This is a genomic window from Aeromonas sp. 602200, from assembly GCF_049173895.1.
GTDB classification, from domain to species: domain Bacteria; phylum Pseudomonadota; class Gammaproteobacteria; order Enterobacterales; family Aeromonadaceae; genus Aeromonas; species Aeromonas veronii_A.
On sequence record NZ_JAAKSL010000003.1, the window covers coordinates 22,228 to 43,147 of the forward strand.

General features: G+C 60.7%; 21 protein-coding genes. 16 read left to right on the forward strand and 5 right to left on the reverse strand.

Annotated elements, in window-relative coordinates:
• Nucleotides 1–47: 47 nt before the first annotated feature.
• The 3 genes from G5221_RS05435 to G5221_RS05445 are packed head-to-tail and all read right to left on the reverse strand — an operon-like array spanning nt 48 to nt 2,704.
• Nucleotides 48–1,145, reverse strand: coding sequence for a DUF2955 domain-containing protein (locus tag G5221_RS05435; protein ID WP_227341127.1), 1,098 nt, complete (start codon nt 1,143–1,145; stop codon nt 48–50).
• Nucleotides 1,135–2,190, reverse strand: coding sequence for an HlyD family secretion protein (locus G5221_RS05440; protein WP_227341125.1), 1,056 nt, complete (start codon nt 2,188–2,190; stop codon nt 1,135–1,137). Before G5221_RS05440 ends, G5221_RS05435 begins: the two co-directional genes overlap by 11 nt.
• A gap of 1 nt (nt 2,191) precedes the next feature.
• Complete coding sequence (locus G5221_RS05445; protein WP_005349886.1) at nt 2,192–2,704, reverse strand: MarR family transcriptional regulator; 513 nt, start codon at nt 2,702–2,704, stop codon at nt 2,192–2,194.
• 987 nt (nt 2,705–3,691) lie between these two features.
• Here G5221_RS05445 and G5221_RS05450 point away from each other — a divergent pair.
• Genes G5221_RS05450 through G5221_RS05465 form a run of 4 tightly spaced genes read left to right on the forward strand, consistent with a single transcriptional unit; the run spans nt 3,692 to nt 8,867 of the window.
• Complete coding sequence (locus tag G5221_RS05450) at nt 3,692–5,008, forward strand: 2-hydroxycarboxylate transporter family protein (RefSeq protein WP_421262945.1); 1,317 nt, start codon at nt 3,692–3,694, stop codon at nt 5,006–5,008.
• Between the two features lie 23 nt (nt 5,009–5,031).
• Nucleotides 5,032–6,582, forward strand: a complete 1,551-nt coding sequence (locus tag G5221_RS05455) for an NAD-dependent malic enzyme (protein ID WP_227341122.1) — start codon at nt 5,032–5,034, stop codon at nt 6,580–6,582.
• Nucleotides 6,583–6,599: 17 nt separating this feature from the next.
• Nucleotides 6,600–8,168, forward strand: a complete 1,569-nt coding sequence (locus tag G5221_RS05460; RefSeq protein WP_227341121.1) for an ATP-binding protein — start codon at nt 6,600–6,602, stop codon at nt 8,166–8,168.
• Nucleotides 8,169–8,171: 3 nt separating this feature from the next.
• The gene (locus G5221_RS05465) at nt 8,172–8,867 is read left to right on the forward strand and encodes a response regulator (RefSeq protein WP_421262946.1); all 696 of its coding nucleotides are present in this window, start codon (nt 8,172–8,174) and stop codon (nt 8,865–8,867) included.
• Between the two features lie 76 nt (nt 8,868–8,943).
• Here the strand turns inward: G5221_RS05465 and G5221_RS05470 are convergent, their stop codons facing one another.
• On the reverse strand, nt 8,944–9,843 hold the full coding sequence (locus G5221_RS05470) for a DMT family transporter (protein WP_421262947.1): 900 nt from the start codon (nt 9,841–9,843) through the stop codon (nt 8,944–8,946).
• 233 nt (nt 9,844–10,076) lie between these two features.
• Between G5221_RS05470 and G5221_RS05475 the strand changes: the two genes are divergently transcribed.
• The 12 genes from G5221_RS05475 to G5221_RS05530 all read left to right on the forward strand — a co-directional run bounded on the left by G5221_RS05475 (nt 10,077) and on the right by G5221_RS05530 (nt 20,541).
• Nucleotides 10,077–10,871 carry an AraC family transcriptional regulator gene (locus G5221_RS05475; RefSeq protein WP_227341120.1) on the forward strand — a complete coding sequence of 265 codons (795 nt, stop codon included), beginning with the start codon at nt 10,077–10,079 and terminating at the stop codon, nt 10,869–10,871.
• Nucleotides 10,872–11,038: 167 nt separating this feature from the next.
• Entirely contained in the window at nt 11,039–12,319 is a 1,281-nt protein-coding gene (locus tag G5221_RS05480) for a GGDEF domain-containing protein (protein WP_227341118.1), read from the forward strand.
• Between the two features lie 35 nt (nt 12,320–12,354).
• Complete coding sequence (locus G5221_RS05485) at nt 12,355–12,768, forward strand: VOC family protein (RefSeq protein ID WP_167572379.1); 414 nt, start codon at nt 12,355–12,357, stop codon at nt 12,766–12,768.
• 101 nt (nt 12,769–12,869) lie between these two features.
• A complete protein-coding gene (gene phoB, locus G5221_RS05490; RefSeq protein ID WP_026457670.1) occupies nt 12,870–13,559 on the forward strand; it encodes a phosphate regulon transcriptional regulator PhoB in 690 nt (229 codons plus the stop codon).
• A gap of 8 nt (nt 13,560–13,567) precedes the next feature.
• Nucleotides 13,568–14,863 (forward strand): phosphate regulon sensor histidine kinase PhoR, encoded by a 1,296-nt coding sequence (gene phoR / locus G5221_RS05495; protein ID WP_227341115.1) that lies wholly within the window; start codon nt 13,568–13,570, stop codon nt 14,861–14,863.
• A 178-nt stretch (nt 14,864–15,041) separates the two neighbouring features.
• Nucleotides 15,042–16,016, forward strand: a complete 975-nt coding sequence (locus G5221_RS05500; protein ID WP_216951835.1) for a PstS family phosphate ABC transporter substrate-binding protein — start codon at nt 15,042–15,044, stop codon at nt 16,014–16,016.
• A 181-nt stretch (nt 16,017–16,197) separates the two neighbouring features.
• Complete coding sequence (locus tag G5221_RS05505) at nt 16,198–17,004, forward strand: M48 family metallopeptidase (protein ID WP_216951834.1); 807 nt, start codon at nt 16,198–16,200, stop codon at nt 17,002–17,004.
• Complete coding sequence (locus G5221_RS05510; RefSeq protein ID WP_421262948.1) at nt 16,992–17,498, forward strand: GNAT family N-acetyltransferase; 507 nt, start codon at nt 16,992–16,994, stop codon at nt 17,496–17,498. Before G5221_RS05505 ends, G5221_RS05510 begins: the two co-directional genes overlap by 13 nt.
• 108 nt (nt 17,499–17,606) lie before the next feature.
• Entirely contained in the window at nt 17,607–18,509 is a 903-nt protein-coding gene (locus G5221_RS05515) for an ROK family protein (RefSeq protein ID WP_421236333.1), read from the forward strand.
• A 41-nt stretch (nt 18,510–18,550) separates the two neighbouring features.
• Nucleotides 18,551–19,276, forward strand: coding sequence for a copper homeostasis protein CutC (locus G5221_RS05520; RefSeq protein WP_421172536.1), 726 nt, complete (start codon nt 18,551–18,553; stop codon nt 19,274–19,276).
• A 150-nt stretch (nt 19,277–19,426) separates the two neighbouring features.
• The gene (locus tag G5221_RS05525) at nt 19,427–20,038 is read left to right on the forward strand and encodes an FKBP-type peptidyl-prolyl cis-trans isomerase (protein ID WP_005338405.1); all 612 of its coding nucleotides are present in this window, start codon (nt 19,427–19,429) and stop codon (nt 20,036–20,038) included.
• Between the two features lie 188 nt (nt 20,039–20,226).
• The gene (locus G5221_RS05530) at nt 20,227–20,541 is read left to right on the forward strand and encodes a DUF2845 domain-containing protein (protein ID WP_227341111.1); all 315 of its coding nucleotides are present in this window, start codon (nt 20,227–20,229) and stop codon (nt 20,539–20,541) included.
• Nucleotides 20,542–20,595: 54 nt separating this feature from the next.
• Here G5221_RS05530 and G5221_RS05535 read toward each other — a convergent pair whose 3' ends face one another.
• Entirely contained in the window at nt 20,596–20,814 is a 219-nt protein-coding gene (locus G5221_RS05535) for a DUF1107 family protein (RefSeq protein ID WP_421172537.1), read from the reverse strand.
• Nucleotides 20,815–20,920 lie beyond the last annotated feature (106 nt).

The following is a 20,920-nucleotide window of genomic DNA, read 5'->3' on the forward strand; positions in this document are numbered from 1 at the left end:
GAAAGAGAGCTCATCCATGGGCTGACAACAGTGCTTACAACAGGAAATCAATAACCGAAGCGGGTCGCCTCGAAGCGATTGAGCAACCGGTGGACGAGGTAGCAGGCCAGCAGGGTGACCACGATGGCAAACAGGATGCTGCTCACCCGGTAGAGGGCGCTGAACACCAGATCGTTGCCCGGAGTGAGGTATTGGCCAAACAGGATGCCGAGGGTGGTGAGGGCGCCAAAGCCGACCCCGGAGCCGCCTGCCTCCTTGACGTGGGCATGGCTGAACAGCATGGCGCCGAGCCACAGTAACGGGGCGACCAGCAGCAGTTGCCCTGACCAGTCATAGAGCAGCAACTGGCCGAGCAAGCCGAAGGTGACACCCAGCAAGGTGCCCATCGCCCGTTTGCGGGCATAACTCAGCGCACCGTTCCAGTGCATGGGGAACAGCACCAGCAGGGTTGTGGCCTGGGCAGACATGGAGTCGCGCAGGTCAAACACCTGAAATACCAGAAACGACAGGGTGGCCACTGTGGCCCCCAGCAGGGCTTCATGGCGCATCCGGTGCGGCGACTTGGGGGCCGAGGCGGGCTTGGGTCTTGCATCCACATCCGGGATCAGCATGGTCATCAGGGAAGCGATCAGCACCGACAGCATGCTCGCCCAGATATTGTTGAGGATCAGGTCGTTGAGGTCGGTCTGCGGATAGCTGGCAAAGTGCAGCATGATGCTGAGGCTCAGCACTCCGTTGGCCCCGAACAGAAACAGGCTGCCCCGCGACATGGCGGCGAAGCGGTAGAGAAACAGCAGAAAGGCGATAGGGGTCATCAGCGCCGGATGGCTGCCAAACAGTCCCCCCAGCAGACCGACCTCCACCCCACAGACCACAGCCGCCGCGATCAGCTGGCGCGCGGCATGGCCATTCATCACCGGCACCATCCCCAGCAGCAGCACCGGCGTGACTGTATAGAAGACCCCGTAACTCCAGCCAAACAGCTTGCAGAGCAGAAAGCCCGTAGTGCAGCCAAAGGCGATGCGCAGGCACTGGCGCAGCTCGTTGCCGGTGAGGGGCCGATACCAGAGGTGGGTGGCAGCACCACCGGCGGGGTGTGCTGGGGCGGTATTGGCCGACGGGTGAGTGGCGTGGTTAGTAGACATAATGGAGCAGGCTGAGCAGGTGGATCTGGCCTCGTGCCAGCATGGCGGTCAGGGCATTGTCCGGCAGCAGTTGTACCGTGGCCCGCGCCCCGGCTGGCAGATGGTCGGGGAGCTGCTCCAGCTCGAGGTGCAGCCGCATCCGCTGGGCATCCCGTACCCAGCGATCCGACTCCACCGGTGCGGCCAGTCGACCATTGGCATCAAACTGACCGGCACTCACTCCGGCATCCAGACTGCTTACCCGGGCAGGATAGAGCTGACCCGGCTCGCCATCGAAGGCCACCAGTGCGCGGGTTTGCTCACCGATATGGCGCAGGCTCTTCTCCCGAAAATCGGCAATGACGTCCACCTGTTCCGACACCAGTGCCAGCAGCGGGCTGCCGGAGCTGGCGATACTGCCCGGCTTGAGCTGCAGGTTGGTGATGGTGCCATCCTGATCCGCGTGGACCCGGCTGTAAGAGAGGGCCAGCTGCGCTTGCGCCAGCTTGTTGCGGGCCTGGCGCAGCAACAGATTATCCTCACCGGTCACGCCACGACTGGCCTTGATCTGGGCCAGCTTGGCCTGACTGGCGCGCAGGTTGGCCTGGGCGCTGCGCAGGGCGCTGTCAGCTTCATCTTTTTGTTGCAGCGAAACCATGTGACGTTGGTAGAGCGCATCGATGCGCTCAGCCTCGCGCCATTTCTGGCTGGCCAGCGTCTCTTTGGCGTTGATCTCGGCAACGGCAGCTGTCAGGGCGGCATCCAGTTCACTGTTCTGCTGCTCTGCCTGCGCCAGCGCTAGGCGGGCCTGCTCCACCGCCAGTTCAAAAGGGGCCGGATCGAGCCTGAACAGCAGATCCCCCTTCTTGACCTGCTGGTTGTTGTGAATGGCGACCTCGATCACCTTGCCGCTCACCTGGGGGGCCAGCTTGGTGACCACCCGGGTCGCCATCGCCTGAGGGGTGAGGGGCATCAGCAGGTCGGCTATCAGAAAATAGGCAAACAGGGTGGCAAAGCCAGCCATGGACCATTTGATCCAACGGGTAAATTGTTGATCCGGGGTCATCTTATTCTCTCTCTGTGTCGGTCTCGGGAGGGCTTGTATCGCCTCCGGCTTGTCGGTCGTGGTGTTGTTCAATTTTGCTGAGGGCGTTGGCCGAGATCCGCTGCACCGTGGCTTCAAACAGCTGCAGGGTCTGCTCGTCGATGCCCCCCAGCAGCTCCCGACGGATATTCATGATGCGGTCGGCGATCTGATCGAGCAGGGTCTGGCCAGCCGGGGTCACGCAGACGATGCGGGCCCGCTTGTCCTGACTGCAGCAGTGGCGCTCAATCAGTCCCTGCTCTTCCAGCTGGCCCAGGGTGCGCATCAGGGATGGGAGCTCTATCTCGAGGGCTTCGGCCAGGGTCTTCTGGCTGACATGGTTCCCCATGCGGGAGAGTTTCCACAGCGCGGTCCAGCGGGGATGGGTGAGGCCAAGGGGAGCCAGCTCCAGGTCGGCGGCAGTACGCCATAGCCGGTGCATCCGCGCTATCTGCTCGGCGAGCGACAGCTCGCGCAACCTTTCCAGATCCGTCATCTTCTCATCCTCAATGTACTTAGCCTGCTAACTATCATACTTGTTTAGCAGGCTAAGTAAATAGTGTGATGCGGATCATGTTTCTGGTCGGATTTTTCGCTGGTGCGAGTTGGCAGCATTCGAGCCCCTGATATTATTCTCGGGGCTGATCCACTCGAGGCCCTCTTGCCGATTCGGATATTGCGCCGTGAATGGAGGATATCCAGTGGTTATTTTCATGAAATTTTCAGCTTCAGCGAGCAGCTCTTTTTTTATTCGCTAATATTGATGTGGTTATAAAACAAGGGGGGGAACGGGTTGTGGATGGATATGACAGTGGATGTGTGTATCTGGCAATTGAAGCGCTGTTGAGTGATGGGGAATATGGTGCAGAGTCACACCATGGCGTGAATCGGGAAGGCGCAATCAGAAGTACCGATATCAGTCATGATTTTGACCCCGCCAATATTCCATTGCTGTTGGCAGAATAGACCTGACTGTGTGTGATCCTTGTGAGTTCAAGCCAGTGCTTTGGTATTCGCTGGCTTGGCTCATCACTATTTCAATCTCCCCTTTTTGTATCTTTCTCCTCACCCTTTTTCATCGTGCGTGCTTCCTGCACGCCGACTCAAACCCTGATGTGGCAAGCCGTGGCACTCGCGTTATGGCGATGACGTTGCCCGCTGATTATCACTCACAGGATCTGTGGCGATAAATGGTCGCAGAGCTTGTCATCTGGCTCTGTTATTTCCCCGAAGGGGGGAGATCATCGCATCGTTATTACTGCTGATCACCCAAATATCCATCATTGGGTTCGCTCGTTTTATCGCCCTATTTCCTGGTCGAGCAGGGCATCGATGGTCTGGTGTTCTATTGTGCAGCGCACGTTGGCGGCACCATGATGTTTAAGTTTTTAATGTTTTTATATGGCTTTGCAATCTGGCTAACCGACAGGGGCGAGGGGGATCAATAAAGTAGCGGCCACAATCACACGCAGAGTACATAACAATGGAAAACCTCTCCCCCCTACAAACCACACAAGAAAAGGCCGCCTTTATGGGCGGCCAACAAATTGCCGGTATGCCGCTCTTTATATTTCTGGGGTTGGCGACCTGCGTTCTCTTTTCCGGCTGGAACGGCTCGTTGCCGCTGGGCATGGTCGGTGCGCTGGCGCTGATGTTCGTGTTGGGCACCCTGCTGACCGAGCTGGGGGAGCGGATCATGCCGATCCGCGAATATCTGGGTGGCGGCACCATCCTCGCCATCTTCGGCGTCGCCGCCCTGTTCGAGTACCAGTTGCTGCCGGTGCAGGCCGGACAGGTCATCACCAACTTCATGAAGGAGGGGGGCTTTCTCAACTTCTTTATCGCCAGTCTGGTGACAGGTTCGGTGTTCGGCATGAGCGGCGCTTTGCTGAAAAATGCCGCCATGCGCTATCTGCCAGTCATTCTTGGTGGCGTCGCACTGGCGCTGCTGAGCGTGGGGCTGGTCGGCTCCCTGATGGGGTATGGCTTCAAGAATGCGGTGCTGCTGATCGGCCTGCCGATCATGGGCGGTGGCATGGGCGCCGGTGCGGTGCCGTTGGTGGAGATCCTCTCCGGCCCGATGCAGATGTCCAGTGCGGATCTCTTGTCGCGCATGGTACCGGCGGTGGTGATCGCCAATACCCTGGCCATTCTGGTGGGCTCCCTGCTGGCGCGGCTCGGTCGCCGTTACCCCTCCCTGACTGGCAACGGCAAGCTGATGGTTAAAGAGAGTAGCCAGAGCATTGCCGATGAGCAGGCCGAAGCGCCGACCCTGCAGAGTCTGGGTATGGGGCTTTTTATCAGCTCCAGCATGTTTGTGCTGGGTTCCCTGCTTGGCAACTTTATCCCCATGCACCCCTTCGCCCTGATGATTTTGGCGGTCGCCTTTATCAAGGTGAGCGGCCTGCTGCCGCGCCGTTATGAGCAGGCGGCGGCCGACTGGTATCAGTTTGTGGTGAGCAACCTCACTCCCTCCCTGCTGGTGGGGATCGGCGTCGCCTACACCAGTATTCCGGAACTGATCAGCGCCTTCTCCATCAGCTACTTCGTGCTGGTCATGGTCACCGTGATTGGCGGCGCCCTCGGCGCGGCGCTGGTGGGCCGGATGATCGGTTTCTATCCCATCGAGGCGGCCATCACCGGCGGACTTTGTATGGCCAACATGGGCGGCACCGGCGACGTAGCCGTGCTCTCGGCGGCCCAGCGGATGAAGCTGATGCCCTTTGCCCAGATCTCCTCTCGCCTTGGCGGCGCCGTGATGCTGATCCTGGCCACCGCCCTTATCTCCCTGCTCGCCTGATACCGGATTGAGGAACAAACAAGATGAACGACATCATGATGGGCACCAGCCTGCCCTATGCAGAACGCAAGCGTCAGGGTGTACGCGGCCGCATGCCGCATAAGGAGGAGTCCCTCTCCCAACAACGACGCCGGATCTACCGATTGGTCAGCGCCATGCAGAGTCCGTTTGACCAGCATCTGCTGCTGCGTCAGCTGCAGGAGGACAACCCCGTACTCTTCTACGATCTGGTGCGCCACCACCTGCCGGAGCTGCTGCCGATCATCTACACCCCGGTGGTGGGGGAGGCATGTCAGCGCCACAGCGATCTCTATCTGCGTAGCCACGGGCTCTATCTCTCCTGGCACGACCGGGACGATCTCGACGACATCCTCGAGTCGGTGGAGCAGGAGGTGGACGTGATCGTCATCTCCGATGGCGAGCGGGTGCTGGGGCTTGGCGATCTCGGTATCGGTGGCATGGGGATCTGCATCGGCAAGCTGGCGCTCTACTCCGCCGCTGGCGGCATCAACCCGGCACGCACCCTGCCGCTCTGTGTCGATGTGGGCACCAACAACCCCGAACTGCTGGAGGATGACTCCTACCTCGGCTGGCAGGCCCAGCGGATCGACGGCGAGAGCTACTACCACTTCATGGACAAGGTGGTGGCCGCCATTCGCAAGCGCTGGCCGCAGGTGGTGCTGCAGTTTGAGGATTTTGCCGGCAAGCACGCCGCCAACCTGCTGACCCGCTATCGGGACGAGCTCTGCATGTTCAACGACGATATTCAGGGCACGGCGGCGGTCGCCTCCGCCTGCGTGCTGGCCGGGTTGCAACAAGCGGGGACCGCCCTCAGTGATGCCCCTGTGCTGATCGTCGGTGCCGGTTCTGCCGGTTGCGGCATTGCCGCCATGTTGGCCCAGCTGGCGGGGAGTCACAACGGCGTCTGGCTGTTTGATCAGGACGGGGTGGTCTGCGCCGATCGTCCCAACCTGACTCGCGCCCAACAGCCGTTTGCCCGCGCCGTTGAGGAGGGGAGTAGTTCGCTGCTGGAGATCATCCGTCAGGTGCGCCCGGCTGTGCTGATCGGGGTGAGCGGTCAGGGCGGCCTCTTTACTGGCGAGGTGTTGCAGGCGATGGGGGAGGTGTGCGATCAGCCGGTGATCCTGCCACTCTCCAACCCGACCCGCAGCGCCGAGGCCACCCCCGAGCAGGTATGGGCTGCCACAGATGGCCGCGCCCTGCTGGCCACCGGCAGCCCGTTTGCGCCGGTGACGGTGGCGGGGGAGCGGCGGGTAGTCTCCCAGTGCAACAACGTCTATGTCTTCCCGGGGATTGGTCTCGGGGCCTGCGCCGTCAAGGCGCGCCGCATCAGCGATGGCATGTTGCTGGCCGCGGTGCGGGCTGTCGGCGTCTATCCGCTGGTGGCGGGCCGGCTGTTGCCCCCCATCGAGCAGGTGGGAGAGGTGGCCCGCGCCGTCGCCAGAGCGGTGGCGCTCTGTGTCCGCGAGGAAGGATTGGCCGATTTTGTTGGCGATCCGGCACCTTTGATTGACCAGACCTGGTGGCATCCGCACTATTGGGCTGCGTCCTGACGTTTTAAGGTATGTGCATGAAACTTCGCCACCAGTTGGTCACCCTCTCTCTCGGGCTCTCCCTGCTACTGATCCTCATTCTGGGCAGTCTGCTGGCCCTCTTTATCCGTCATCTGCTGGAGAGCAACCTGCAGGATAAGGGGAGCGATCTGGCACGGGTGATGGCGGCGGATACCCGGGTGGTCGAGGCCCTGCGTCAGGGCAGTGACCCTACCCTGCGCGACTATGTGGAGGCGGTCTGCAACCGCACCGATGCCACCTATATGGTGGTAACCGACGAGCATGGTCGCCGCCTCAGCCACCCCAACCCCGAGCTGGTGGGACAGAAGTTTCGCGGTGAGGATATCTGGCCCGCGCTGCAGGAGCGGCGCAGCTACTGCTCCAAGGATCGGGGCACCATGGGGCCGGCGATCCGCTGCTTCTCCCCGGTGGTTGGCGGGGATGGGCGCGTCATGGGGGCCGTGGTGGTGGGCTACCTGATGCAGCAGGTGGAGGGCATCTATATGGAGCGGGTGGCCCTGCTCATCTGCGCCATCGTTGCGGTGCTGGGGTGCGGCCTGCTGCTGGCGCTCTGGGTGCAGTATCTGCTGCGCAAGACCCTGCTCGATCTGGAGCCGGAGGCAATCGTGCGCCGTTTCACCCTGCAGGATCTGGTGCTGGAGCACATCACCGAAGGGGTGATTGCCCTCGATGGCCGCGGCAACATCAACATGATCAACAGCACCGCCAGCTATCAGCTGCGGCTGCCGGTTACCGGGCGCCATGCCCTGCAGGGGCAGTCGCTGGCGGAGCTGGTGCCGCCCCTTGCCCCCTGTCTGGAGCAGGAGGGGGGCGAGGTGAGCTTCACCATTCAGGGGGAGTCCTTTGTCGGTCGCTGGCAGGCGGTGCAGGGCAAGGCGCCGGGGCGGTTGCTGATCTTCAGCCGTCCGGAGGTGGCCGCCTGTCTGGGGGTGCAGGTGACCCATCTGCGCCAGTATGCCGAGATGCTGCGGATGCAGAGCCACGAGTTTGCCAACAAGCTGAGCAGCCTCTCCGGTCTGTTGCAGCTGGGCCATGTGGATCAGGCGGTGGAGCTGATCCAGCAGGAGAACGAAGCGTGCCAGACCATGCTGCAGGAGCTGCTGCGGCTGATCGACAACAAGCCGGTGGCGGGGCTTATTCTCGGCAAGTTCAGCCGGGCCCGCGAGCTGGGGGTGACCCTGGAGCTCGATCCCGATTCGGCGCTGGCGGAGTATCCGGCCTCGGTCTCGGCCGATCTCATCACCCTCATTGGCAACCTGCTGGACAACGGTCTGCTGGCGGCCTGGCGCAACCGCCAGCAGCGGCCGCCGCGGGTGCTGCTCTCTCTGTGCGATGTGGGGCGGCGACTGGTGATCGAGGTGGAGGATAGCGGCGAGGGGGTCGACGAGGAGCTGGCCGATCATCTGTTCGATTACGGGGTGAGTCGCCAGAGCGGCGATCACGGGGTGGGTCTGTTCCTGGTCAAGGAGACCGTGGGTCGGCACGAGGGTGTGATAGAATGGCGGCGAACCGCCGAGCAGACCACCCTGTTTGGTATCTACTTGAATAAAAACCAATTAATGTGAGCCATGGACCCAATAATCACGCTTGTTATTGAAGATGACGATCGGATCGGTGCCATCTTGTCAGAACTGGTGGCGGCGACATCCGGTTTCTCCCTGCTGGGGCGGGCCGGCACCCTGGCCCAGGCCGATGCCATGATGGCCGGTGTGGTGCCCCAACTGCTGCTGGTGGATGTCTCCCTGCCCGATGGCTCCGGCCTTGAGTGGGTGAGCCGCCTGCGCAGCCACAACCGCGAAGCCTACGTCATCATGGTGACTGCCTCGCGGGATGTGGAGACCATCCAGCAGGCCCTCAACCTGGGGGTTCATGACTACGTCATCAAACCATTGCGGCTGTTTCGCATCCAGCAGAGTCTGGACGAGATCCTGCAACTGCACAGCCGTCTGTGCGAGCGGGGTCGGCTGGAGCAGGAAGATCTCGACAAGCTGCTGGGCAAGGGAGGTCGCACTCAGGTCAAGGAGATGCGTGTCACCCCCAAGGGGATCGACAGCATCACCCTGCGTCAGGTGCTGGATCTGCTGGCGGGTGAGCCGGAGAGCGTCTTCTCCACCGACACGGTGGCGCTGCGACTCTCCCTCAGCCGCACCACGGCGCGCCGCTATCTGGAGTATCTGGAGTCGGAAGATCGGGTGGATGTAGATCTCAACTACGGTCAGCGGGGGCGGCCGGAGCGGCGCTACCGCTGGCGCCGGGCCGGTTGAGGTGCTCACTGGCGTGTATTGCAGAAACAACAAGGGAGCCATGGGCTCCCTTGTTGTTTCCGGACGATGTACGTTCTCAGGCGGCTTCCCGTTCGGCTACCGGCGCACGCCCCTTCAGCTGGGAGGCCATCACCCCGCAAAGGATCAGCCCTCCACCCAGCAGGTGATAGCCGTGGATCGGCTCGCCCAGGCCGACGACAGCGATCAGCGCCGTACAGAGCGGCATCAGGTTCATAAAGACCGAAGTGCGCTCGGCGCCCATGCAGGCGAGGCCGCGCATCCAACAGTAAGCCGCCAGCAGGGAGGAGGCGAGCCCGGCGAAGAGCACCAGTCCCCACCCTTCGGCTGGCACCGCCATCGAGTCGGCGCTGAGAGCGAGCGGCACCAGCAGCAGTACGGCCAGCAGGATCTGCATGTAGAGGTTGAGCCAGGGGCCAAACGGCAGGTGCCAGCGGCGGATCAGCAGGCCGTAGAGGGCATAGCTGGCGGAGCCCAGCAACATCATGCCATCCCCCGGGTTGATGCCGTTATGGAGCAGGGCGAGCGGTTCGCCCTTGCCAAGCAGCCAGAGCACTCCGAACAGGGAGATACTCATGCCGAGCAGTGCCTGTTTGCCGGGACGCTGGCCGAAGAAGAGCGCCCCTTGCAGCAGGGTGAGCAGTGGAATGAGGGAGCCAATCACCCCCATATTGGTGGCCGAAGTGCTGTGAGCAGCGTAGTAAGCGAGGCACTGGTAGAGCACCATACCGAGCGCCGCCAGCACCAGCAGCTTGCCGAGCCAGGGGCGAACCTCACTGCGTCGCCACCAGAGGGTTGGCAGACAGAAGGGGGTCAGCGCCAGGGCGGCAATCACCCAGCGATAGAAGGAGATAGCCGCGGGGTCGAGCACGCTGGCGGCCGCCTTGGAAACCACGGTATTGGTAGCCCAGATCAGCACCGCCATCAGCGGAAAGAGAAGAGGGGAAAAGATTCGCATCAGAGGCTCCTTATTAACAGGGGGCCAAGTCTACCCTTGTCTTTATATTATCAAGTAGCGTAAAACAGACAGATGACCCAGCAGAAAAGACAACTCTTTCTGATGCACCTTATTCCGGCCCACACGGGCTGCGTCTGCCCGCAACTGGTGGCTGCTTTTGGCCTGTGCCGGCGACCGAGCCAACAGGGCGTTGCATCACGCCTGCTCCTCTCTCTCGCTGACAAGGGGCGCTGATGGCCACTCACCACTTTCAGCCGGTAGATGTCGTTCTGCCCGCTCCCAATCCGCTCTATTTCAGTTACCAGCAGATGCTGGCCGACAGCGCGACCGTGCTGCACTCCCACCCCTGGGGCCAGCTCAACATGATCAGTCTGGGGATCATGGAGATAGAGCTGGGTGATCAGCGACTGGTGGCCCCTGCCGACTATCTGATCTGGGTGCCGGCGGAGCTCGACCATACCTCCTACAACGAGCAGACCCTCGACTACACCTCCATCTACGTCAGCCACGAGCTGGCGGCCAAGCTGCCGTCAGAGCCCAGATTGCTACTGCTCACCCCGCTGATCCGCGCCCTGCTGAGCGACTTTTGCGAACGGCGGGTAAGCCATATGGCGGATGAGTGGGATCAGCGTCAGGCCGAGTTGCTGGTGGAGCGACTGGCGCGCACCCGCTGTCAGGAGAGCTACCTGCCGATGAGTCAGGACAAGCTGCTGGCTCCCATGCTGGCGGCGTTGCACAGCGATCCTGCCGATCCCCGTACTCTGGCCCAGTGGGCAGGACAACTGCACACCACAGAGCGCACCCTGGCGCGGCGCTGCCTGCGGGAGCTGGGGATGAGTTTCGGTCAGTGGCGGGCGCGGCTGCGGTTGCTCAAGGCGCTGGCCTGGCTCAAGGGGGACATGCCCATTCAGGAGATCAGCTGGCGGCTCGGTTACGGCTCCACCTCGGCCTTTATCGCCATGTTCAACCGGGAGCTGGGATGTTCACCCCAGCGTTATCGCCAGCAATCGGCAGAACGGGGGCTCTAATGGGAAAAAACGGGAGCGATGCAGTGTGAATGCCATGATAAGTAGCCTGTTTCTTGTCGTTACAGGGATTATCATAGAGCCCTGTTATCATGGGCCATCTGGCAGCAACGATCGGTTGTCTGCCCGAGTGAATGGCTGTGCCTTCATATTCAGGGGTTAGGGTAAGCATGATCGCGTCCGGTTCCCGTTTGGCCGAGTCACTATTCTGGTATCTGCTGGTGCTCACCGGTTGTGCCATCCTGCTGTTCGAGTTCGGGCCAGAGCGAGTTCTCGATATCAAGGAGTGGCCGCTCTCCATCACAGTGCAGCAGCCACGGGATGCTGGGCCGGGGGCGGTGCGCTATCAACCCTCGGCGGATGATCATCCCGGAGTGGTCTGTACGTTAACCGCCAATCCGGCCAGCTACCCAAGTTGCGGCCTTATCCTCACCCTGACCCCCCGTGACAAGGGGATTAATCTGACCCGTTTTGGCACACTTCATATCCGTTTGAGCGTAACCGGGGCTGGCGAGCAGGATTGGCGCTTGTATCTGCGCAACTACAATCCGGTCTATGACCGGGTTGATGAGCCTGAGCAATCCAAGTTCAACGAGATCATTTTTCGGCCGGCGGATTACGGCCGGGATCACGAGGTGCCACTGGATGTGTTTACCCCGGCGACCTGGTGGATAACCCGTTACAATGTGCCGTTGCAGCAGCAGGGGGCCAATCTGGATCGGGTTTATGCCATAGAGGTTATGGCTGGTTCAGATATGCCGCCCGGTAAGCATGGCGTGGTGATCGAAGCGCTGCAGTTTCACGGTAGCTGGCTCGATGCCACCCTCTTCTATCGGCTGATCCTGTTTGTCTGGTTTCTTTACGGTTGTACCGTTTTTCTGATCAACCACCTTTTGATGAAGCAGCGCTTGCAGCATGCCCATCAGGCCAAACTGGAGGCCGAGGCGCTCAACCGGACCTTGAGTGAAGAGAATCGCCGCTCCCGCGAGGAGGCCTGTTATGATGCCCTGACCGGCGCCCTCAACCGGCTCGGCGGTGAGCGACTGCTGCTCGAGATAGGTGAGCAGCCCTGCACTCTTGTCTATATCGATGTGGATCACTTCAAACAGATCAACGATAGCCATGGCCATCCGGTGGGAGACGAGGTGCTCAAACTGCTGGTCAGCGAGATCCTGCGCCACTGCGATCCCCTCTGCCATCTGGTGCGCTGGGGGGGAGAGGAGTTTGTGTTGGTCTGCCTTGATTACGATGAGTTGCGGGCGTGTATCCTGGCCGAGCGGCTGCGTACCCTGCTGGAGGCATCTCCCCATTGGCCGCTGGCCTTGCGGGTGACCGCTTCGTTCGGGGTGGCCGAGCGGGGGGGAGAGCCATGGGAATGCGTACTCAAACGTGCCGACGAGGCGCTCTATCAGGCCAAGACGCAGGGACGCAACCGGGTAGTGGCGCATTGAGGGCGGTAGCATGACATGTTAAAGACGAGAGCAAGATGACCAGACAATCTATTGGTGCCCTGACCCTGCTGGTGGCCGACTATGACGAGGCTATCGCCTTTTTCACCGAGGGGCTGGGGTTTGCGCTGCTGGAAGATACCCGGCTCGACGAACCGGGCAAACCGGGCAAACGCTGGGTGCGGGTTGCTCCCGCTGGCAGCTCGGGTTCCTCGTTGCTGCTGGCGCGGGCTGCGACCCCGGAGCAGCTGGCCGCCATTGGCAAACAGGGTGGCGGACGGGTATTTCTGTTCCTCGAGACCGATGACTTCTGGCGGGATTACCGGCGGATGCAGCAGTATGGTGTCCATTTTTGTGAACAGCCTCGACAGGAGTCCTACGGCACCGTGGTAGTGTTCGAGGATATCAGTGGCAACCGCTGGGACCTGCTGCAACGCGCTGCTGCCAACTGAATCTGAAAACGTTTATCATCCCGCCTGTCATAAAGTCATAAAAGTGTCACAGAAAATTCTAATAATTGGCGCACCCATCTTCACAGAGGAGAGAGAAGGGAATGGCTAAGCGAATTCTGGTGGTCGAGGACGAAGCACCGATCCGCGAAATGCTCTGTTTCGTGCTGGAGCAGAAGGGGTATGAGACGATTGAAGCGGAAGATTTCGCCGACGGACTGGCGAAGGTGCGTGAACCCTACCCGGAACTTATCGTGCTGGACTGGATGATGCCAGGCGGCAGTGGCATCCAGTTTATCAAACAGCTCAAGCAGGATGAGGTGACCCGCCAGATCCCGGTGGTGATGCTCACCGCCCGCGGTGAGGAGGAGGACAAGGTGCGTGGTCTGGAGGCCGGTGCCGACGACTATATCACCAAGCCGTTCTCGCCCAAGGAGCTCACCGCTCGCCTCCATGCGGTGATGCGCCGAGTCTCCCCCACCTCGGTAGACGAGGTGATCGAGGTGCAGGGGCTCAAGCTGGACCCCGTCTCCCACCGGGTCAGTGCCGAGGAGAAGGCGCTCGACATGGGGCCGACCGAATTCAAGCTGCTGCATTTCTTCATGACTCACCCCGAGCGGGTCTATAGCCGTGAGCAGTTGCTCAACAATGTCTGGGGTACCAATGTGTACGTCGAGGACAGAACCGTGGATGTGCATATTCGGCGCCTGCGCAAGGCGATTGAAGAGACAGGGCACGACAGATTGATCCAGACGGTGCGTGGAGCCGGATACCGCTTCTCAACCCGTCTCTAGAGGCAGTTATGTTGCAACCTTACGCCTGGCGGCGACAGTTGTGGCGAATGGCGTTTTTCTACGCCCCCTTCGCATTGGTTGGCTGGTTGATTGATCATCTTGCCCTCTGCCTGTTGGTGGCGGCAGTGTTGCATCTGGGCTGGCATTACCGTTTTCAGAAGCGGCTGTCTGATTGGCTGTGGCACGACCGCAGCCTGGTACCACCTAACGGCAGTGGCAGCTGGGAGCACATTTTCAACGGGATCTACAAATTGCAACAGCGTCACCGGGCTCGGCGGCGCGAGCTGGCGGGGCTGATCCGCCGCTTTCGGGAGGGGGCCGAGGCGCTGCCCGATGCGGCCGTGGTGTTTCGCGAAGATGGCAGCATCCTCTGGTGCAACCGGCTGGCAGAGCAACTGCTCGGTTTCCGCTGGCCGGAAGATGCAGGTCAGCACATTGGCAACCTGATCCGCCATCCTGCCTTTGCCGCCTATCTGGGGAAGGGGAGCTATGATGAACCACTGGAGATGACTTCTCCGATCAACGAAGAGAAGTTTCTCGAGTTTCGCATTATGCCCTACGCCTCCGATCAGGCGATGCTGGTGGTACGCGATGTCACCCGCCTGCGCAGTCTGGAGAAGACCCGCAAGCACTTTGTCTCCAATGTCTCCCACGAGCTGCGCACTCCGCTCACCGTGCTCAAGGGCTATCTGGAGATGACTGAAGATCCGCCCCCGCCTGCCATGTGGGCCAAGGCGCACCGGGTGATGATGGAGCAGACCATCCGGATGGACAATTTGGTCAACCAGCTGCTCACCCTGTCGCGCATCGAGGCGGCACCGACCGTTGATCTCTCCCATCTGGTGGACATGCCTGCCATGCTCGGACTGCTGGAGCAGGAGGCGCGGGCGCTCTCGGGCGAACGGGCCCACCAGATCGAATTCATGGTGCAGCCAGACCTGTTTGTGCGCGGGGATAAGGAGCAGCTGCGCAGCGCCGTCTCCAATCTGGTCTACAACGCCATCCACTACACACCGGCAGGGCGCAAGATCAGCGTGGAGTGGCGCAAGCAGGGGGCAATGGCGCTGTTTGCCGTGAGGGATGAGGGGGAGGGGATTGCCCCCGAGCATCTGGCGCGGCTGACCGAACGGTTCTATCGGGTCGACAAGGCCCGCTCCCGCCACACCGGTGGCTCCGGACTCGGCCTTGCCATCGTCAAGCATGCCCTCAGTCATCATGACTGTCAGCTCGAGATTGAAAGTCGTGTCGGCCTTGGCAGTCGCTTCAGCTTCATGATACCGGCTCGTATGGTGGTGTTAAAATAGCCTTTTATGACAATGGGTTAGTAAATTCGAGAGGGCCACAATGCGGGCCCTCTCTGCATTTGTGCAACTTTGTTGTCATGTCATTAAAGTGTCACATTTAATCCATAAATTTGTCACTGCCAGGTCAGATACTGGCGCCGTCTTAAGAACGGACCTTCTGTAACTTTGGAGAGATTGGATGAAACTCAACAAACTGGCTGGTGTAATAGGATTTACCGCAGCAACCCTGTTTTCTGCCAGCACCCTGGCCTATGGTGTCGACAAGGATCTGCCGGATTACACTCCGACCAGCGGTATCTCAGGCAACCTGTCCTCTGTCGGCTCTGATACTCTGGCCAACATGATGACCCTGTGGGCAGAAGAATTTAAGCGTGTCTACCCCAACGTAAATGTCCAGATCCAGGCGGCCGGCTCTTCTACCGCACCGACCGCCCTGACCGAAGGGGTTGCCCAGTTTGGTCCCATGAGCCGCGCCATGAAGGCCGGTGAAATCGAAGCGTTCGAGAAGCGTTATGGCTACAAGCCGACCGCTATCCGCGTTGCCGTCGATGCCCTGGCGGTATTCGTCAACAAGGACAACCCCATCAAGGGGCTGACCATGCAGCAGGTTGATGCCGTTTTCTCCAGCACACTCAAGTGCGGCGAAGCCAAGGCGGCTACCAAGTGGTCTGATCTGGGTCTGGATGGCAGCTGGTCCGGCAAGGATCTGCAACTGTTCGGTCGCAACTCGGTATCCGGCACCTACGGTTACTTCAAGGAGCACGCGCTCTGTAATGGTGACTTCAAGAGCGGTGTGAACGAGCAGCCGGGTTCCGCCTCCGTGGTGCAGTCTGTTTCCGCTTCCCTCAACAGTATCGGTTACTCCGGTATTGGTTACGTTACCTCCGGCGTTCGTGCCATTCCGCTCTCCAAGGATGGCAAGACCTTTGTCGATGCTACTGCCGATAATGCCATCACCGGCAAATATCCGCTGTCACGCTTCCTGTACGTTTACGTGAACAAGCATCCGAACAAGCCGCTCTCTCCGATGGAGCAGGAGTTCGTCAAGATGATGCTCTCCAAGGCGGGCCAGAACATCGTTGCCAAAGATGGCTACGTACCGGTACCGGCCAAGGTGGTGCAGGCGGATCTGAAAAAGCTGGGCATCATGTAACCGCTTGCTGCCAGCATCTACTGATAAAACGAGCCCCAATCGGGCTCGTTTTGTTTTTGGTGACTGTCAGTTCTGTTAATAGCGCTGGATGGATGTTTTTCCGCCAGCCGGGGGCAGGTTCCCTTGCGTAGCAGGGCTGCATTTCCGAGAATAGGGCAACGTTATGGCAAAGGATCCCTTCATGATTGCGTCCCTCTCCAAGTTTGGCCTGGTAGCCCTCTGTAGTTCCCTGCTGGTCGCCTGCGCCCAGTCGCCGACTGGCCGCAGCCAGATGCTGCTCTACTCCCCCCAGCAGATGAACCAGCTTGGTGCCGACTCCTTCGAGCATATGAAAAAGCAGGAGAAGGTGAGCAAGGATGCCAAACTCAACGCCTATGTCTCCTGTGTCGCCAAGGCGGTGACCGCCCAGGTGCCGGCCAGCTATGGCATCACCAATTGGGAAGTGGTGGTGTTTGACTCCAAGCAGGTCAACGCCTTCGCCCTGCCCGGCGGCAAGATCGGGGTCTACAGCGGCCTGCTCAAGGTGGCCAAGAATCAGGATCAGCTGGCGACCGTCATCGGTCACGAGTTGACTCACGTGCTGGCCCAGCACTCCAACGAGCGACTCTCACGCAGCCAGTTGGCGGGGATCGGTCTGGCGGCTGCGGACATTGCCATGGGCACCAGCGAGTATCGCGGCGCCACCATGGCCGCCCTTGGCCTCGGGGTCGAGGTGGGGGTGATGTTGCCCTATGGCCGTACTCAGGAGAGCGAAGCGGATCGGCTCGGACTTGAGCTGATGGCGCGCGCCGGGTTCAATCCGGCCGAGGCAATCCCCCTGTGGCAAAACATGAGTGCCGCCGCCGGTGGCAACACCCCGCCGCAACTGCTCTCCACCCACCCGAGCAACGAGAACCGGATCGCCGAGTTGCAGGCGCAACAGGCGCAAGTGCTGCCGCTCTATGAGCAGGCCCGCGCCAACGGTCTGGTGCCCCAATGCAAGGCATAAGCCTGCGCATGGCGCGCAGCGATGATGCTGCTGCCATGACGGTGATGCAGCGAGCCAGCTGGCTCGCTGCCTATGGCCAGGTGCTCGGAGCCGACCTGCTGGAACAGCTCGATGTCACCGCGCATCTGCAGATCTGGCAGAGCCGTCTGGCCGAGCCGGGCCCAAGGCCCATGCTGCTTTGTCTCGATGAGGTGGTGATTGGTCTGCTCTACTGGCAACCACAGCAGGAAGCGGGACAGAGCCATGCCCTGATCCGCGCTTTTTACCTCCATCCCGACCACTGGCGACAAGGCTATGGCAAACGGCTGTGGCAGGCGGTGGCGATGCAGATGCGCCGCGCCGGTTGCCATAGCGTCAAATTGTGGCTGCTCGATGGCAACCACATTGGCGAGGGATTCTACCTGCGCCGCGGCTTCGTTTTTGATGGCGAGGAGCGCACCCTGATAAGCTTCGGGCAGCCCTGCCTGCAGCGACAAATGAGCCGTTTGCTCTGATCACTCTCCCGTTTTTCGCCTTCGGTCACTTTATTTTTTTTGCGAATTAATACAATGTCCCCCTTGGAACAGAGTTGGATAAACACGGGCTGACAAGGGAGTGCTGGCATGTATTACGGCTTTGATATCGGTGGCACCAAGATCGCCTTCGCGGTCTATGACGGTGCATTGAACCTCTGCCACGAGGAGCGCATGAGCACCCCGGGCAACGATTACGAGGGGCTGCAGCAGCTGATCCGCTCCCGGGTCGAGCAGGCGGATGCCCGCTTCGGCGCTCGGGGCTCGGTCGGCATCGGTTTCCCCGGTGTCATCAACAGCCAGGATCACAGCATAGTGGCGGCCAATCTACCCTCCATCAATGGTCGCCATCTGGGTGCCGATCTGGCCGAGCTGCTGGAGCGGCCGGTCAAGGTGGATAACGACGCCAACTGCTTCCTCTGGTCCGAAGTGCATCAAGGGGCAGCCGACGGCGCAGGCAGTGCGCTTGGCGTCACCATTGGCACCGGCATCGGCGGCGCCGTCTATCTGGCGGGCAAGCTTATTCAGGGGCGCAACTGGCTGGCTGGCGAGATTGGTCACTACCCCCTGCCCGCGACCATGCTGATGAAGTTCCCCGAGTTGCCCCGTCCCCGTTGCGGCTGCGGCCGTCTGGTCTGTTTTGAAACCTATGCCTCCGGCACCGGTCTGGAGCGTCTCTATCATCATTTCCATGGCCAGCGCGCCACGGGTCACCAGATTGTGGGACGCTTCGAGGCCCATGAACCCCATGCGGTCGAGACGGTCGACTGCTGGCTGGAGGTCATGGCCGCCGGGCTTGCCACCGCCATTTCGGTGATTGATCCCGAAGTGGTGGTGTTGGGGGGCGGCCTGAGCGGCCTGCCCGCCCTCTATGAACAGCTGCCGCTGCGTCTGCCCGGTCACTTGCTGCCCGGGGTCGCCCTGCCCGAGATCCGCCAGGCTCGCTTCGGCGGTGCCGGTGGTGTGCGGGGCGCAGCCTTGCTCAATCTATGAGATCAGATGTGGGGTCTGATCTCCCCGAAAAAGGAGTCCTCATGACCCGTCTTGAAATCTGTATCGACAACCTGGAATCCCTGTTTACCGCCCAGCAATCCGGGGCGGATCGCATCGAGCTCTGCTCTGCGCTGGGGCTGGGCGGTCTGACCCCCTCCTACGGCTTTATGCAACTGGCTGCCCGCCACGCCACCGTGCCGGTGTACGCCATGATCCGCCCGCGCGCCGGGGATTTTTGCTTCAACGACGGCGAGTTCGAGATGATGCTGCTGGATATTGCGGCGGCACGCGCTGCGGGGCTGCAAGGGGTGGTGGTCGGTCTGCTGGATGAGGAGGGGCGGGTGCCAGCCGCCAAGCTCAAACAGCTGGTGGATGCTGCCGGCCCGTTGGGGGTCACCTTCCATCGCGCCATCGACCTCTCCTCCGACTGGCGTCTGGATCTGGAGACCATAGTCGCGGCCGGTTGCGAGCGTATTCTGAGCTCGGGCCACGCCGCAACCGCGCTGGCTGGGCTCGAGACCCTGCAGGAGATGCAGCAGGCGCTGGCGGGACGTGCCAGCCTGATGCCGGGCGCCGGGGTCAATGCCGACAATGTGCGTACCATCATCGAGTTCACCGGGGTGAGTGAAGTGCATATGTCCGGCATGGGCTGGCGCGGTGGCATGGTGCCGCACGGAGTGAATATGGGCACTTCGGATGATGGTCGGGTCAATATCACCGATGGTGCCAAGGTCGCTGCGGTCAGAGCATTGCTGGATCGCGGTTAAGCAGATCGCCGCCGTTGGGCGGCGTTCATCCGCATCTTGTGTGAAGTTCCTCCCACTGACGGGGAAATCAGGGGCGCCCCCGGCAGCACCCCGGCCAAAAGTCTGATATTATCCCGCCTCTTTACTACATGGATCTGGAGCAACATCTCAATGTCCCAATACGACTCTATCGAACAGAAGGCCAGCTATGGCATCGGCCGCAACATGGGTGATCAGCTGGCGCAGCAAGCCTTTGCCGGTCTGGATATCCCGGCCCTGCAACAAGGTCTGGCAGATGCCCTGAATGGTCTGGAGTTCGCGGTCAGCCGTGACGATATCAATGATGCCTTCCAGGTGATCACTGCGCGTATGCAAGAAGAGCAGGAAGCCGCCGCCAAGGCCGCCGCTGCTGACGGCGAAGCCTTCCTGGCTGATAACGCCAAGCGCGCTGAAGTGAAGGTGACCGACTCCGGTCTGCAGTACGAAGTGCTGGTAGAAGGCAACGGTGCCGTTCCGGTAGCCGGTCAGTCCGTGCGTGTGCACTACCACGGTACCTTCACCCACGGTGGCGTATTCGACAGCTCCGTCGCTCGCGGCCAGCCGGCTGAATTCCCGGTGACCGGCGTGATCGCTGGCTGGGTTGAAGCGCTGCAGCTGATGCCGGTTGGTTCCAAGTGGAAGCTCTACATCCCCCACGATCTGGCCTACGGTGCCCGTGGCGCGGGCTCCATCCCGCCTTACTCTGCACTGGTATTTGAAGTCGAGCTGCTGGACATCCTGTGATCCTGCTGGCTTGATGCAAACGGCGACCCTCGGGTCGCCGTTTGTTTTTGGGTTATGTGATAGACAGCATTTGTCGCGGGCAGCGGGCTGGAGAGCAGAAAAGGACGGCGTTTTTGCGCCATTGACTGGTTTTTTCAGAAACGGAAACAGGCATACTGCGACTCATTAGAGAGGATAAGGAGAACCCGATGAGCAATAAGATGAAGAATGTAGCGGGGCTTGCTCTGTTGCTGCTGAGCATTCCGGCCAGCGCCGACGCAATGCGCTGCAAGAATGCGCTCATAACCGAAGGGGACAGCACCGCCGAGATGCTGCTCAAGTGCGGCGAGCCGATGTTGCGGGAAGATATTACCCGTAACGAGGAGAATCAGTACGGCAACGTGGTCGAGGTCAAATATGGTGAACGCTGGACCTATAACTTCGGCAAGAACGAATTCATGCGTTTTGTCACCGTGCGCAACGGCAAGGTAATCGACATCGAAAATGGCCCGCGCGGCGAGTAGCCGGCGGGCGAAAGGCATGGATGCACAACAGACAGCAGGGCAAGACCCTTTGACTCACATGTCCGGCAAGGGGTCGTTGTGACCAAGTTGTCTGACCGCCAGATTGATCTGGCGAGCCAGTCTTAGCCGCTGGCGGCAGGTCAGGCCATGGAGGCTGATCCTGCCCGCGTTGAATTCAAATGTCCCCAGCGACTCGATGGCAAAATAGCCTCGATGAAAGCTCTTGATGTAGCGAGCGATCTGCCGTGGGGATAACTGCTTGAATACCTTCATCACACGGTTCCCTGATTGCCTGGACAGGGCACACTATGGTGTCGGTCAATGACATTGATATGACGGTTTATAAAGATTTGCATGAATCCTTATTTTGCCAGTGAGT

Coding starts and splice junctions, on each gene's coding strand:
- G5221_RS05435 (WP_227341127.1), bottom strand. CDS start 1,145: ATGTCTACTAACCACGCCACTCACCCGTCGGCCAATACCGCCCCAGCA.
- G5221_RS05440 (WP_227341125.1), bottom strand. CDS start 2,190: ATGACCCCGGATCAACAATTTACCCGTTGGATCAAATGGTCCATGGCT.
- G5221_RS05445 (WP_005349886.1), bottom strand. CDS start 2,704: ATGACGGATCTGGAAAGGTTGCGCGAGCTGTCGCTCGCCGAGCAGATA.
- G5221_RS05450 (WP_421262945.1), top strand. CDS start 3,692: ATGGAAAACCTCTCCCCCCTACAAACCACACAAGAAAAGGCCGCCTTT.
- G5221_RS05455 (WP_227341122.1), top strand. CDS start 5,032: ATGAACGACATCATGATGGGCACCAGCCTGCCCTATGCAGAACGCAAG.
- G5221_RS05460 (WP_227341121.1), top strand. CDS start 6,600: ATGAAACTTCGCCACCAGTTGGTCACCCTCTCTCTCGGGCTCTCCCTG.
- G5221_RS05465 (WP_421262946.1), top strand. CDS start 8,172: ATGGACCCAATAATCACGCTTGTTATTGAAGATGACGATCGGATCGGT.
- G5221_RS05470 (WP_421262947.1), bottom strand. CDS start 9,843: ATGCGAATCTTTTCCCCTCTTCTCTTTCCGCTGATGGCGGTGCTGATC.
- G5221_RS05475 (WP_227341120.1), top strand. CDS start 10,077: ATGGCCACTCACCACTTTCAGCCGGTAGATGTCGTTCTGCCCGCTCCC.
- G5221_RS05480 (WP_227341118.1), top strand. CDS start 11,039: ATGATCGCGTCCGGTTCCCGTTTGGCCGAGTCACTATTCTGGTATCTG.
- G5221_RS05485 (WP_167572379.1), top strand. CDS start 12,355: ATGACCAGACAATCTATTGGTGCCCTGACCCTGCTGGTGGCCGACTAT.
- phoB (WP_026457670.1), top strand. CDS start 12,870: ATGGCTAAGCGAATTCTGGTGGTCGAGGACGAAGCACCGATCCGCGAA.
- phoR (WP_227341115.1), top strand. CDS start 13,568: ATGTTGCAACCTTACGCCTGGCGGCGACAGTTGTGGCGAATGGCGTTT.
- G5221_RS05500 (WP_216951835.1), top strand. CDS start 15,042: ATGAAACTCAACAAACTGGCTGGTGTAATAGGATTTACCGCAGCAACC.
- G5221_RS05505 (WP_216951834.1), top strand. CDS start 16,198: ATGATTGCGTCCCTCTCCAAGTTTGGCCTGGTAGCCCTCTGTAGTTCC.
- G5221_RS05510 (WP_421262948.1), top strand. CDS start 16,992: ATGCAAGGCATAAGCCTGCGCATGGCGCGCAGCGATGATGCTGCTGCC.
- G5221_RS05515 (WP_421236333.1), top strand. CDS start 17,607: ATGTATTACGGCTTTGATATCGGTGGCACCAAGATCGCCTTCGCGGTC.
- G5221_RS05520 (WP_421172536.1), top strand. CDS start 18,551: ATGACCCGTCTTGAAATCTGTATCGACAACCTGGAATCCCTGTTTACC.
- G5221_RS05525 (WP_005338405.1), top strand. CDS start 19,427: ATGTCCCAATACGACTCTATCGAACAGAAGGCCAGCTATGGCATCGGC.
- G5221_RS05530 (WP_227341111.1), top strand. CDS start 20,227: ATGAGCAATAAGATGAAGAATGTAGCGGGGCTTGCTCTGTTGCTGCTG.
- G5221_RS05535 (WP_421172537.1), bottom strand. CDS start 20,814: ATGAAGGTATTCAAGCAGTTATCCCCACGGCAGATCGCTCGCTACATC.